Genomic DNA, 15,691 nt, shown 5'->3' on the forward strand with positions numbered 1-15,691 from the left:
GTTCAATTTAACTTAAATAAATGTTGGTAAAATTTTTCAAAAATAATTTTAAACCACACCGTATACTCCTTAGGGTTTTTGGCTATATCCTGTCTTACATCCTCTGGTGACATCCATTTCCATGCCTCTACCTCTAGTGGATTTATTTTGGGTTCTTCATTATAGCTCCCCAACATTACATGATCAAATTCATGCTCCGTTAGACCATTATCAAAAGGGGCTTTGTATATGAAACTAAAAAGTTCCTCTAACTCCGTCTGAAAACCCATTTCTTCCTGTAATCTTCTTTTTCCGGCATCTATATTACTTTCTCCTACGCGTTGATGACTACAGCAAGTATTGGTCCATAATAAAGGTGAGTGGTATTTTGATGCCGCGCGTTGCTGCAACATAATTTCCCCTTTAGCATTGGTTACAAAAACTGAGAAAGCCCTATGTAATAATGCTTTTTCATGAGCTTCCATTTTTGGCATTGTACCGATTTGCTCGTTGTCCGTATTTACAAGAATTACCTGTTCTTCCTTCATTCAGTAAAAATAAGGGGTTTAACTTATTTTACGAAAAGGTAAGACGATAATAATTAGTTAATAACTATGCTTAAAAGAATCTTGGTGATTTCAGGTTATTTTTGGCAGAAATAAAATCATACCTGAATATCACCTCAAAAGAACCATCATTAAATGCTGCATTACCCAATTCTGTAGTTTCCTTGTCATAAGCAATGCCGATTAAAAACTTGTTGGATACATTAAAACCAGCCATACCACTAAAAGCTGCATCCCATCTATATGCCGCACCTAATATAAATTTTTCATTAAGCATGAAATTGACGGACAAATCTACTTGTAGGGGTGCGCCACGAACAATTTTTGTAAGTAAAGTTGGTTTGAATTTTACAAATTCATTTAAATCCCAAACGTAACCCGTAATTAAATAAAGGTTCATCTGTTCTTTTGCCGTGGACAGTTCGGATTCTTGAAAATGTGTTGTTTCTAAAAAACGAGGTACCGAAAGACCTAAATAATATTTATCGGTATGGTAATAGACTCCTGCCCCAATATTTGGCGAAAGTCTATTATCTATATCTTGTTGTAAGGTAGGGTCTGATGAATACTGATTTAATTCAGAAAACCGAATATCAAGTAGATTGGCACTGGCCTTTAATCCAAAACCTATTCTACCCACTTCAGATGTCCAAACCGTATATGAAAAGTCAATATCAAAATTATTCTCGGTCGTAGGACCTATTTTATCTTTCACAATAGAAAAACCTAAACCAACTCCCCTATAACCAATTGGGGAATGTGCGTTCAATGTTTGTGTGGTTGGCGCCCCATCTAAACCTACCCATTGCGACCTATGTAATGCCGCTATACTAATATGCCCCCTAGAGCCGGCATAACCAGGGTTTACGCTAACTGTATTATACATATACTGGGTGTATTGTGCATCTTGTTGACCATAAGAACATATGCTAAAAAATAGGGCCAATAGCAAGACCATAGGTTTTAAACCAAGTGCTTTTTTTATGTAACCATATTTTTTAGACATTCTCATTTATCTATTTATATATATATACCCTGATAATGTTTTCATTTCTCCGTTAGGTAATTCATAATCCAGTATATAGAAATATGTACCAACCGGTAATTTACTATCTACGTCTACGGTAACCCTACCTCCAGAAGTACCATCAAAAACGTTACCTTCAGTATTGTATGCTTTTGTCATATATACTGCCACACCCCATCTATTGTAGATTTTTAAAGTGTTATTAGGATAATTTTGTAATCCGGATATGCGTAAAACGTCATGAATACCATCACCATTAGGTGTAATAACGTTGAAAACTTCAATTTCTTCTTCAAATTCCCCTAAATCTGAATCCAAATAGTTTGGTATACCGTCATCATCAGAATCATCGTCTAAGTAACTTCCATTAAGGTTTACATCTTCATCAATTGTTTCTATACCATCATCATCATCGTCCGTATCCCTATAATCAGATTCTTCATCACCGTCCGTATTAGGTAAATCATTATACGGATCGTCTATTTCATCATTGACATCTATATCAACCCTAATTGAAGCTTCAAAACCATCATCTAAACCATCATCATCCTTATCAGAACCAATGCTTACTACATCTGCAACACCATCTTGGTTATAATCATGTCCTTCAATTTCATCAGGTACATTATCATTATCACTATCCTCATCCAAATAATCGGGTAAATTATCTCCATCTGTATCTACCGGGAATATGCCCGTTAATCCATTTGCCTCATAGGCATCATCAATACCATTGCCATTAACATCCATGCCAGATGGTGCTATGTAATCTGCTGTAGTTTGTGCTTCTACATTATCAGGAATACCGTCACCATCACTATCAATGTCCAAATAATCTGGAAAACCATCACCATCACTATCCGTTGGGTCTGTAGCAGGGTCATTATCGCCATCAAGATTTAAGTCTTCAAAACTGTCTACTATACCGTCATCATCACTATCCAAATCTAGACCATAGGGGCTAATTAAAATAGTAATGGTAGATGTGCTGCAATTTCCTAATATATCACATATGGTATAATCAAATGCATCGGTACCTAAATAATTATTATTTGGAAAATAGGTAGGTATATCATCTGAAGGATTATCTGGTGTTCCATTATCATCAACCGTAACGGACCCATTAGTAGGCTGAGTTACACTAAAGGTACCCATAACCGGTAAATCATTATCATTTAATTGCCACGAATCTATATTGCTGATTTCGTTAATATTAATGGCTATAGAATCATCATTGGTATCTAAAACAGGTAGTACATTTATTGTAACTGTGGCCGTACTACAATCCCCATAGGCATTACATATAGTATATTCAAAATTATCCGTTCCATTAAAGTCGGTATTTGGTGAATAGGTAACAATGTCATCCAGCGGATCATTAGGTGTACCACCATCATTTATGACGACGGTACCATTTGTTGGATCTGTAGTTGTTAAAGATCCTACATCCGGTAAATCTGCATCATTACTATAAATATCAATTGTAACAGAAATATCTTCATCCGTGGATGCGATATCATCTTCCAAATTGGCAGCTTCAGGTAAACAAACAACCGTAAAATTGGGTAGACTAAATGTATTACCCGCTTTTGTAACTATAGCAGTGTATTTAACTACCGCATCCGTTGCTATAACGGTTGGCCTTAATTGGTCTCCCGGCAAAGGGGGATTCCAGTTTACGGTAGCGGATGAAGAAACATTGGATGTAATATCCATTGTAACTTCATTATCCGGATTATTACAATCCGTTACGATAAAATACCCCGTGGCATTTGAACCACATAGCGTACCATCATAGGTTGCAAAATAAATTCCTGGTCTGGTTACCTCATAAAAAGAATCCGTTGCCAATACCGTAGTGGTGTCAGAAGCTTCATACCAGCGAAAATTATTTTGATCACTATCCGTTGGTGCTTGTAACAGAAACTGTGCATTGGATACAAATGTTCCCAGCAGTGTAGTTACAATGCTGAGAACAATTAATTTATATATAGCGGTTTTTTTCAAATTCGTTTGGGATCTAATCTTTAACCAACAATTTATCGGGCTACGAATACAACATTTATCAAAGTATTGTAATCTGTTGGTGTAGATATAACGTCATAGGTCATTTCGCCAACGGCATCAACACTTACATTCGCAAATACAGTTGGGTCATAATAAGTAACATAATAGTACAACTCATTATTTGCATATGTTGGTATTGCAGCCGGTGCACCGGCACTTGCTACAGACGGTGTACCATATTGAGAAAGATACTCGGCGTGCAGATCAATTGTTCTACCTGTACCCGTTGTTGCAACATCTACTGCAATTGATGGTGGATAAAATATGTTTGGCCTTGTATTACTGATAACATATGGTGTAGCTGTACTACCATCACCTGTTACACTAATATCCGTACCAGCCGTTACCACAGTTTCTTCTGCCGCAGGTACCGATAAGTCATAGTTAATTCCTGTCTGCGAAATAGTTACCGAACCATCTGTTGATGTTATGTTCTGAATTTCATTGTTAGAATTATTATCGTTATCGGCAATGGAAACCGTTCCTCCTCCATTAGACAATACTACATTTGTTCCGGTTCTAGAGATAGTTTGTAATTCATTACTTGGATTACTATCCGCATCACGGATATCTATTGTTGTATTGTTACCGTTGGTGATCTGTATCTCAACACTTTCGTTGGCCGTTACTACCGTACTGGAAAGGTCCTGCTCATCCGTGCCCAATGATGATAATGGTACATCCAAATTACCGCCACCATCGGTCAACCTCAGGTTACTTCCTGAAATTCCGAAGGCCGTGTTATATTCATTGGTTGCATCAGAATCGGCATCACGTATATCAATAGTTGTATTGTTTCCGTCAGTAATCTGTATCTCAACGCTCTCATTGGCAGTAACCACTGAACTGGAAAGGTCTTGATCATCCGTATCTACCGTAGCATCCGGTACATCAATAGTGAAATTAGGGTATGTACCGCCTACCGTTACATTACCGTTACCACCATCGGCAATGGATACCGTTTGGTCAGGAGCCGTATTGGTCACCTCGAAATTCTGACCTACCTGATTTACCGACATTCCCGTTCCCGCACTTACCGTTTGGTTTTCATTAGTAGGGTCGCTATCCGCATCACGGATATCTATCGTTGTATTGTTTCCGTTTGTAATCTGTATCTCAACACTTTCATTGGCCGTTACTACCGCACTGGATAGGTCCTGCTCATCCGTGCCCAATGATGATAATGGTACATCCAAATTACCGCCACCATCGGTCAACCTCAGGTTACTTCCTGAAATTCCGAAGGCCGTGTTATATTCATTGGTTGCATCAGAATCGGCATCACGGATATCGATAGTTGTATTGTTTCCGTCAGTAATCTGTATCTCAACGCTCTCATTTGCAGTAACCACCGCACTGGATAGGTCTTGGTCATCCGTATCTACCGTAGCATCCGGTACATCAATAGTGAAATTAGGGTATGTACCGCCTACCGTTACATTACCGTTACCACCATCGGCAATGGATACCGTTTGGTCAGGAGCCGTATTGGTCACCTCGAAATTCTGACCTACCTGATTGACAGACATTCCCGTTCCCGCACTTACCGTTTGGTTTTCATTAGTAGGGTCGCTATCTGCATCGCGGATATCGATAGTTGTATTGTTTCCGTCAGTAATCTGTATCTCAACGCTCTCATTTGCTGTAACCACTGCACTGGATAAGTCTTGGTCATCCGTATCTACCGTAGCATCCGGTACATCAATAGTGAAATTAGGGTATGTACCGCCTACCGTTACATTACCGTTACCACCATCGGCAATGGATACCGTTTGGTCAGGAGCCGTATTGGTCACCTCGAAATTCTGACCTACCTGATTTACCGACATTCCCGTTCCCGCACTTACCGTTTGGTTTTCATTAGTAGGGTCGCTATCCGCATCACGGATATCTATTGTTGTATTGTTTCCGTCAGTAATCTGTATCTCAACACTTTCGTTGGCCGTTACTACCGCACTGGATAGGTCCTGCTCATCCGTGCCCAATGATGATAATGGTACATCCAAATTACCGCCACCATCGGTCAACCTCAGGTTACTTCCTGAAATTCCGAAGGCCGTGTTATATTCATTGGTTGCATCAGAATCGGCATCACGGATATCGATAGTTGTATTGTTTCCGTCAGTAATCTGTATCTCAACGCTCTCATTTGCAGTAACCACTGCACTGGATAGGTCTTGGTCATCCGTATCTACCGTAGCATCCGGTACATCAATAGTGAAATTAGGGTATGTACCGCCTACCGTTACATTACCGTTACCACCATCGGCAATGGATACCGTTTGGTCAGGAGCCGTATTGGTCACCTCGAAATTCTGACCTACCTGATTTACCGACATTCCCGTTCCCGCACTTACCGTTTGGTTTTCATTAGTAGGGTCGCTATCCGCATCACGGATATCTATTGTTGTATTGTTTCCGTCAGTAATCTGTATCTCAACACTTTCGTTGGCCGTTACTACCGCACTGGATAGGTCCTGCTCATCCGTGCCCAATGATGATAATGGTACATCCAAATTACCGCCACCATCGGTCAACCTCAGGTTACTTCCTGAAATTCCGAAGGCCGTGTTATATTCATTGGTTGCATCAGAATCGGCATCACGGATATCGATAGTTGTATTGTTTCCGTCAGTAATCTGTATCTCAACGCTCTCATTTGCAGTAACCACTGCACTGGAAAGGTCTTGGTCATCCGTATCTACCGTAGCATCCGGTACATCAATAGTGAAATTAGGGTATGTACCGCCTACCGTTACATTACCGTTACCACCATCGGCAATGGATACCGTTTGGTCAGGAGCCGTATTGGTCACCTCGAAATTCTGACCTACCTGATTTACCGATATTCCCGTTCCCGCACTTACTGTTTGGTTTTCATTAGTAGGGTCGCTATCCGCATCATCAACATTATCGACTCCGTCATTATCGACCGTAATGGTTCCTCCATCGGCCAAACCTATTGTAGATGTTCCGTCGCCATTATCCGTAATAGTGGATGCCTGGAATGATACCGGTGCCCCATTTTCATTGGTATAGGTAAAACTACCATCCCCGTTATCCGCCAAAGTGGTAATCGTTTCCGAAATTGTAACCGAAGCAACATTTAAATATAATGCCCCGTCCGTTCCAAAAGCAAGATCATTATCCGCGTTTGTACTTATTAGGTTTACCGACTCCGTACCGCCACCATCCGTGATTTCTAGAGTTCCATTCGTAATTCCACTTCCTGTATTGTATTCGTTTCCGATTACGTTATCCGCATCGTCCACGTTATCAACTCCGTCGTTATCGACCGTTACCGAATTACCGTCGACATCCGCAATCGTACTAGTTCCGTTACCATTGTCAGCAACAGTGGTAATCTCGTTTCTTGGGTCGTTATCCGCATCGTCCACGTTATCGACTCCGTCGTTATCCACCGTTACCGAATTGCCATCGACATCCGCAATCGTGGAAGTTCCGTCTCCGTTATCGGCTACCGTAGTGATTTCATTTCTTGGATCGTTATCATTGTTGACAGGGAAGGTTACCGATAAATCAAAATCATCGCCGGTCCTTACCACATCTACTGAACCATCGCCAGATGCTACGGTCTGTATCTCATTCCTTGGATCGTTATCGGCATCATCAACATTATCGACTCCATCGTTATCCACCGTTACAGAATTGCCATCGACATCCGCAATCGTACTAGTTCCGTCTCCGTTATCGGCTACCGTAGTGATTTCATTTCTTGGGTCGTTGTCCGCATCGTCAACATTATCCACTCCGTCGTTATCTACTGTTACCGAATTACCGTCGACATCCGCAATCGTACTAGTTCCGTCTCCGTTATCCGCTACCGTTGTAATCTCGTTTCTTGGATCGTTGTCATTGTTGACAGGGAAGGTTACCGATAAATCAAAATCATCGCCGGTCCTTACCACATCTACTGAACCATTGCCAGATGCTACGGTCTGTATCTCATTTCTTGGATCGTTGTCCGCATCGTCCACGTTATCAACACCGTCGTTATCCACTGTTACCGAATTCCCATCGACATCCGCAATCGTGCTAGTTCCGTCTCCGTTATCCGCAACCGTAGTGATTTCATTTCTTGGGTCGTTGTCCGCATCGTCCACGTTATCAACTCCGTCATTGTCCACCGTTACCGAATTGCCATCGACATCCGCAATCGTACTAGTTCCGTCTCCGTTATCGGCTACCGTTGTAATCTCGTTTCTTGGATCGTTGTCCGCATCGTCCACGTTATCAACACCGTCATTGTCCACCGTTACCGAATTACCGTCGACATCCGCAATGGTAGAAGTTCCGTCTCCGTTATCGGCTACCGTTGTAATCTCGTTTCTTGGGTCGTTGTCCGCATCGTCCACGTTATCCACTCCGTCATTATCAACAGTAATGGTTCCTCCATCGGCCAAACCTATTGTAGATGTTTCGTCGCCATTATCCGTAATAGTGGATGCCTGGAATGATACCGGTGCCCCATTTTCATTGGTATAGGTAAAACTACCATCCCCGTTATCCGCCAAAGTGGTAATCGTTTCCGAAATTGTAACCGAAGCAACATTTAAATATAATGCCCCGTCCGTTCCAAAAGCAAGATCATTATCCGCGTTTGTACTTATTAGGTTTACCGACTCCGTACCGCCACCATCCGTGATTTCTAGAGTTCCATTCGTAATTCCACTTCCTGTATTGTATTCGTTTCCGATTACGTTATCCGCATCGTCCACATTATCAACTCCGTCGTTATCGACCGTTACCGAGTTACCATCAACATCCGCAATCGTAGAAGTACCGTCTCCGTTATCCGCAACCGTAGTAATCTCGTTTCTTGGATCGTTATCCGCATCATCAACGTTATCAACTCCGTCATTGTCCACCGTTACCGAATTACCGTCGACATCCGCAATCGTGCTAGTTCCGTCTCCGTTATCCGCAACCGTTGTAATCTCGTTTCTTGGATCGTTGTCCGCATCGTCCACGTTATCAACACCGTCATTGTCCACCGTTACAGAATTACCGTCGACATCCGCAATCGTACTAGTTCCGTTACCATTGTCAGCAACCGTGGTAATCTCGTTTCTTGGGTCGTTATCCGCATCATCCACATTATCGAAACCATCATTGTCCACCGTTACCGAATTGCCATCGACATCCGCAATCGTGGAAGTTCCGTCTCCGTTATCGGCTACCGTAGTGATTTCATTTCTTGGATCGTTATCATTGTTGACAGGGAAGGTTACCGATAAATCAAAATCATCGCCGGTCCTTACCACATCTACTGAACCATCGCCAGATGCTACGGTCTGTATCTCATTCCTTGGATCGTTATCCGCATCGTCAACATTATCCACTCCGTCGTTATCCACCGTTACCGAATTGCCATCGACATCCGCAATCGTAGAAGTACCGTCTCCGTTATCGGCTACCGTAGTGATCTCATTTCTTGGATCGTTGTCCGCATCGTCCACGTTATCCACTCCGTCGTTATCCACCGTTACCGAATTGCCATCGACATCCGCAATCGTGGAAGTTCCGTCTCCGTTATCCGCAACCGTAGTGATTTCATTTCTTGGGTCGTTGTCCGCATCGTCAACATTATCAACTCCGTCATTGTCCACCGTTACCGAATTACCGTCGACATCCGCAATCGTGCTAGTTCCGTCTCCGTTATCGGCTACCGTAGTGATCTCATTTCTTGGGTCGTTGTCCGCATCGTCCACGTTATCGACTCCGTCGTTATCCACCGTTACCGAATTGCCATCGACATCCGCAATCGTGCTAGTTCCGTCGCCGTTATCGGCTACCGTGGTAATCTCGTTTCTTGGATCGTTGTCCGCATCGTCCACGTTATCGACTCCGTCGTTATCCACCGTTACCGAATTGCCATCGACATCCGCAATCGTGCTAGTTCCGTCTCCGTTATCGGCTACCGTAGTGATTTCATTTCTTGGATCGTTATCATTGTTGACAGGGAAGGTTACCGATAAATCAAAATCATCGCCGGTCCTTACCACATCTACTGAACCATCGCCAGATGCTACGGTCTGTATCTCATTCCTTGGATCGTTATCCGCATCGTCCACGTTATCAACACCATCGTTATCAACAGTAATGGTTCCACCATCGGCCAAACCTATTGTAGATGTTCCGTCGCCATTATCCGTAATAGTGGATGCCTGGAATGATACCGGTGCCCCATTTTCATTGGTGTAAGTAAAGCTACCATCCCCGTTATCTGCCAAAGTGGTAATCGTTTCCGAAATTGTAACCGAAGCAACATTTAAATATAATGCCCCGTCCGTTCCAAATGTTATATCGTTATCCGCGTTTGTACTGATTAGGTTTACCGACTCCGTACCGCCACCATCAGTGATTTCTAGAGTTCCATTAGTAATTCCACTCCCTGTATTGTATTCGTTTCCGATTACGTTATCCGCATCGTCCACATTATCCACTCCGTCGTTATCGACCGTTACCGAATTACCGTCGACATCCGCAATCGTGCTAGTTCCGTCTCCGTTATCGGCTACCGTAGTGATTTCATTTCTTGGGTCGTTGTCCGCATCGTCAACATTATCAACTCCGTCATTATCGACCGTTACCGAATTACCGTCGACATCCGCAATCGTGCTAGTTCCGTTACCATTGTCAGCAACCGTGGTAATCTCGTTTCTTGGATCATTGTCCGCATCGTCCACGTTATCAACTCCATCATTGTCCACCGTTACCGAATTGCCATCGACATCCGCAATCGTACTAGTTCCGTCTCCGTTATCGGCTACCGTAGTGATTTCATTTCTTGGGTCGTTGTCCGCATCGTCCACGTTATCAACTCCATCATTGTCCACCGTTACCGAATTGCCATCAACATCTGCAATCGTAGAAGTTCCGTCTCCGTTATCCGCTACCGTTGTAATCTCGTTTCTTGGATCGTTGTCCGCATCGTCCACGTTATCAACTCCATCATTGTCCACAGTAATGGTTCCTCCATCGGCCAAACCTATTGTAGATGTTCCGTCGCCATTATCCGTAATAGTGGATGCCTGGAATGATACCGGTGCCCCATTTTCATTGGTATAAGTAAAACTTCCATTCCCGTTATCCGCCAAAGTGGTAATCGTTTCATTTACATCAACGGGCGTAATTCCTGGTTCAGAAATTGTAGCAATTCTATTCCCGCCAACTATATTGGTTACACTTACATCATCGTCAGCAAGATTATCTACATATGCTTTATTTACAGCATCATTAGCATTTACTGGTGTACCTAAGTCCATAATTACATTTCCAGCTGCACTAGGATCTCTTGTTAAAACATCTTCTAAATCCTGTAATTCGTTCTGGTCGTCTTTATCACCATCTAACAATTCACTCGCCGTAATAGCATCGGTCAATTCCTGATCCGTTGCGAACCTATTATTTAAATCAACTCCGGTTGCACCAGGTGCAGGATTGGTTAATTCTAAAGTTGTTCCTGTTAATGCTACATCAGAAAGTTCATTTTCTGGATTTGGATCCGCATCTGGCGCAGCACTTCCTCCTACTTGTTGCCAACTTGTACCATCCCAAGCGTATAATTGGCCATTGTCAGTATCTACATAAGTATCACCTGAATTTGTTCCATTTGAACTTGGTGGACCTGAAGCCAAAACCGCTAACTCGTTGGTTTCATCTTCATCTGAATCTACAGAATTAACTGTATAATTACCATTTCCGTCATCATCTACCGTAATAGCTCCAGTGCCGGCAGTTACCGTTTCACTTAATGAAGATAAATCTACATTTGTCGACGTACCTCTTTCAATATCTATTTGAAGTTGGTTGGCTCCATTTAATGTGGCTCCCGTAAGGTTTTGATTATCACTACTATTGTTCGCTAAGTCTGCGATAGCATCTTCTACCGTTGTTTCATTCACCAAGTCTCCATCTACATCAATAGGAGTCAATAAGTTTACCTGTGATGCATCTTGGTCATCGGTTCCGTCAAAGGAAATTGGTGCACCATCACCATTATTAAAAGTAAATGTTCCGTTACCGTTATCCGTTAATTGGGATTTAGTAATTGTTTGTGTGCTATTATCCTCACGGGTAAAGGTCAAGGTACCATCATTATTATCAACGATACTTGTTATGGTCTCGTTGATGTCCGCGGTGGTACCATCGGCTTCCGTCACCGTTGCGATACGGTTACCCGCTACAAGGTTGCTGATCACCAGTCCGTTCGTATCGATGGTCACATCGCTGCCGTCATTGTTCGTGAAGGTATAGGTCCCGTCAGGGTTCGCAGTAATGTCCGATTTTGCAATCGTTACGCTGGCACCCGCCTCGTTCACCAAGGTCACGTTACCGTCGTTGTTGTCCACTATACTTGTAATCGTTTCTTGGATGGATACCGTGGTTCCGTCCTCCTTTTCGTAAACACCGATCTCGTTGCCCGAAGTCAAGGTGCCGCTGATATCCGTTATCGTCTCGTTGATGTCCGCGGTGGTACCATCGGCCTCCGTTACCGTTGCGATGCGGTTACCCGCTACAAGGTTGCTGATCACCAGTCCGTTCGTATCGATGGTCACATCGCTACCGTCATTGTTCGTGAAGGTATAGGTACCGTCAGGGTTCGCCGTAATGTCAGATTTTGCAATCGTTACGCTGGCACCAGCCTCGTTCACCAAGGTCACGTTACCGTCGTTGTTGTCCACTATGCTCGTAATCGTCTCCTGAATGGATACCGTGGTTCCGTCCTCCTTTTCGTAAACACCGATCTCGTTGCCCGAAGTCAAGGTGCCGCTGATATCCGTTATCGTCTCGTTGATGTCCGCGGTGGTACCATCGGCCTCCGTCACCGTTGCGATGCGGTTACCCGCTACAAGGTTGCTGATCACCAGTCCGTTCGTATCGATGGTCACATCGCTACCGTCATTGTTCGTGAAGGTATACGTACCGTCAGGGTTCGCCGTTATGTCCGATTTTGCAATGGTCACACTGGCACCAGCCTCGTTCACCAAGGTCACGTTACCGTCGTTGTTGTCCACTATGCTTGTTATGGTCTCGTTGATATCCGCAGTGGTACCATCGGCTTCCGTTACCGTTGCGATGCGGTTACCCGCTACAAGGTTGCTGATCACCAGTCCGTTCGTATCGATTATCACATCGCTACCGTCATTGTTCGTGAAGGTATAGGTACCGTCAGGGTTCGCCGTTATGTCAGATTTTGCAATGGTCACACTGGCACCCGCCTCGTTCACCAAGGTCACGTTACCGTCGTTGTTGTCCACTATACTTGTAATCGTCTCCTGGATGGATACCGTGGTTCCGTCCTCCTTTTCGTAAACACCGATCTCGTTGCCCGAAGTCAAGGTGCCGCTGATATCCGTTATCGTCTCGTTGATGTCCGCAGTGGTACCATCGGCCTCGGTTACCGTTGCAATACGGTTACCCGCTACAAGGTTGCTGATCACCAGTCCGTTCGTATCGATGGTCACATCGCTACCGTCATTGTTCGTGAAGGTATAGGTACCGTCAGGGTTCGCCGTTATATCAGATTTTGCAATGGTAATGCTGGCACCAGCCTCGTTCACCAAGGTCACGTTACCGTCATTGTTGTCCACTATACTTGTAATCGTCTCCTGGATGGATACCGTGGTTCCGTCCTCCTTTTCGTAAACACCGATCTCGTTGCCCGTAGTCAAGGTTCCGCTGATATCCGTTATCGTCTCGTTGATGTCAGCCGTGGTTCCGTCTGCCTCCGTTACCGTTGCGATGCGGTTACCCGCTACAAGGTTGCTGATCACCAGTCCGTTCGTATCGATGATCACATCGCTACCGTCATTGTTCGTGAAGGTATAGGTACCGTCAGGGTTCGCCGTAATGTCCGATTTTGCAATGGTCACGCTGGCACCCGCCTCGTTCACCAAGGTCACGTTACCGTCGTTGTTGTCCACTATACTTGTAATCGTTTCGTTGATGTCCGCTGTGGTACCATCGGCCTCCGTTACCGTTGCGATACGGTTACCCGCTACAAGGTTGCTGATCACCAGTCCGTTCGTATCGATGGTCACATCGCTGCCGTCATTGTTCGTGAAGGTATACGTACCGTCAGGGTTCGCCGTTATGTCCGATTTTGCAATGGTCACGCTGGCACCCGCCTCGTTCACCAAGGTCACGTTACCGTCGTTGTTGTCCACTATGCTCGTAATCGTCTCCTGGATGGATACCGTGGTTCCGTCCTCCTTTTCGTAAACACCGATCTCGTTGCCCGAAGTCAAGGTGCCGCTGATATCCGTTATCGTCTCGTTGATGTCCGCAGTGGTACCATCGGCCTCGGTTACCGTTGCAATACGGTTACCCGCTACAAGGTTGCTGATCACCAGTCCGTTAGTATCGATTATCACATCGCTACCGTCATTGTTCGTAAAGGTATAGGTACCGTCAGGGTTCGCCGTTATGTCCGATTTTGCTATGGTCACACTGGCACCAGCCTCGTTCACCAAGGTCACGTTACCGTCGTTGTTGTCCACTATACTTGTAATTGTTTCGTTGATGTCCGCAGTGGTTCCGTCTGCCTCCGTTACCGTTGCGATGCGGTTACCCGCTACAAGGTTGCTGATCACCAGTCCGTTCGTATCGATGGTCACATCGCTGCCGTCATTGTTAGTAAAGGTATAGGTACCATCAGGGTTCGCCGTAATGTCCGATTTTGCAATCGTTACGCTGGCACCAGCCTCGTTCACCAAGGTCACGTTACCGTCGTTGTTGTCCACTATACTTGTAATCGTCTCGTTGATGTCCGCGGTGGTACCATCGGCCTCGGTTACCGTTGCGATGCGGTTACCCGCTACAAGGTTGCTGATCACCAGTCCGTTCGTATCGATGGTCACATCGCTACCGTCATTGTTCGTAAAGGTATAGGTACCGTCAGGGTTCGCAGTAATGTCCGATTTTGCAATGGTCACACTGGCACCAGCCTCGTTCACCAAGGTCACGTTACCGTCGTTGTTGTCCACTATACTTATAATCGTCTCCTGGATGTCCGCCGTAGTTCCGTCTGCCTCCGTCACCGTTGCGATGCGGTTACCCGTAATGGTATTGGATATTGTTATTGAATTGGTATCAATAATTTGTTCAAGACCAGATTCATCCGTGTAAGTATATGTGCCATCTCCATTATCGTTTAAAGTAGATATAGATGTATCGCCTATTGTTGTTATATTACCATCGGCACTTGTGAAGTCATATGTACCATCACCATTATCAACTAAGGCTACAGTTCCTACAGCCGCATTTATTTCGTCTATAGCATCCTGTACATTGATTGCAGAGAGTAATGATGATGAATTGTCATAAACAATTTCAGACGCCGTTCTATTCAAAGTGGACAAATCTGCAGTAACGGTATTTCCGTCCTCAATCTCTAGAGATAAAATATTGGTTGCAGCATCAAAACTAAAATTTTGAAGATTCTGATCATCCGTAGTTGTCAACTCCCAAGAATCACCATCCCAAAAATAAATAGTTCCGGTATCCGTATTTACATACAAATCTCCCAAATCTGCGCCTGCGGGAGTTACCGCACCAGGGGTAGAAACATCTGTACCTTGAAGTACTTCACAATTACATTGATCTTCTAGGGTTACTGTAGTTTGTGCCGCAGTAATACCAGACATCATCAGTGCAATTATCACCATTATGGTCTTAATGGTAAATCTCAAGGTGGTAGTAGTCTGACTCTTCATACTCTTTATATTCAATTCCACTTTCAAAAAATCGTTGGTCATATAGGTTATTCTATAAGTGTTTGCTAATTACTTCCGCTTATTTCTCGATTAAACGGATCACCAGTTTACACCTAACACAAATATTGATTATAACTAGTGCTCCTTAAAATAAATGTTGTGTACACTGATATTTGCACAGTATAGATAGGCAAATATGAGGTAAGCGTATTCTATTTAGGATAAAGCTAAGAGTGGTTGTTTATCGAGAAGGAGCTATGATTTCAGTACATTACAGATGATAAAATGAATGCAAAATGTTATATACTTGA

4 protein-coding genes are annotated in these 15,691 nt (G+C 43.9%); all 4 read right to left on the reverse strand.

Annotation, left to right across the window (positions count from 1 at the left end; translation table 11 throughout):
* Positions 1 to 2 precede the first annotated feature (2 nt).
* The 4 genes from idi to ABVM52_RS02565 all read right to left on the reverse strand — a co-directional run bounded on the left by idi (position 3) and on the right by ABVM52_RS02565 (position 15,422).
* A complete protein-coding gene (idi, locus tag ABVM52_RS02550) occupies positions 3 to 527 on the reverse strand; it encodes an isopentenyl-diphosphate Delta-isomerase (RefSeq protein WP_405383410.1) in 525 nt (174 codons plus the stop codon).
* 70 nt (positions 528 to 597) lie between these two features.
* Positions 598 to 1,503: a type IX secretion system membrane protein PorP/SprF gene (locus ABVM52_RS02555; protein ID WP_405385092.1), complete on the reverse strand. Its 906-nt coding sequence runs from the start codon at positions 1,501 to 1,503 to the stop codon at positions 598 to 600.
* 54 nt (positions 1,504 to 1,557) lie between these two features.
* Entirely contained in the window at positions 1,558 to 3,579 is a 2,022-nt protein-coding gene (locus ABVM52_RS02560; protein ID WP_405383412.1) for a gliding motility-associated C-terminal domain-containing protein, read from the reverse strand.
* A gap of 32 nt (positions 3,580 to 3,611) precedes the next feature.
* Positions 3,612 to 15,422: a beta strand repeat-containing protein gene (locus ABVM52_RS02565; RefSeq protein WP_405383414.1), complete on the reverse strand. Its 11,811-nt coding sequence runs from the start codon at positions 15,420 to 15,422 to the stop codon at positions 3,612 to 3,614.
* Positions 15,423 to 15,691 lie beyond the last annotated feature (269 nt).

Origin of the sequence: Maribacter sp. LLG6340-A2 (assembly GCF_045057105.1) — a bacterium.
Lineage (GTDB): Bacteria > Bacteroidota > Bacteroidia > Flavobacteriales > Flavobacteriaceae > Maribacter.

What these genes read in the sequence shown, in the direction of transcription:
- idi (WP_405383410.1), bottom strand. Translation starts at nt 527, where the DNA reads ATGAAGGAAGAACAGGTAATTCTTGTAAATACGGACAACGAGCAAATC.
- ABVM52_RS02555 (WP_405385092.1), bottom strand. Translation starts at nt 1,503, where the DNA reads ATGGTCTTGCTATTGGCCCTATTTTTTAGCATATGTTCTTATGGTCAA.
- ABVM52_RS02565 (WP_405383414.1), bottom strand. Translation starts at nt 15,422, where the DNA reads ATGACCAACGATTTTTTGAAAGTGGAATTGAATATAAAGAGTATGAAG.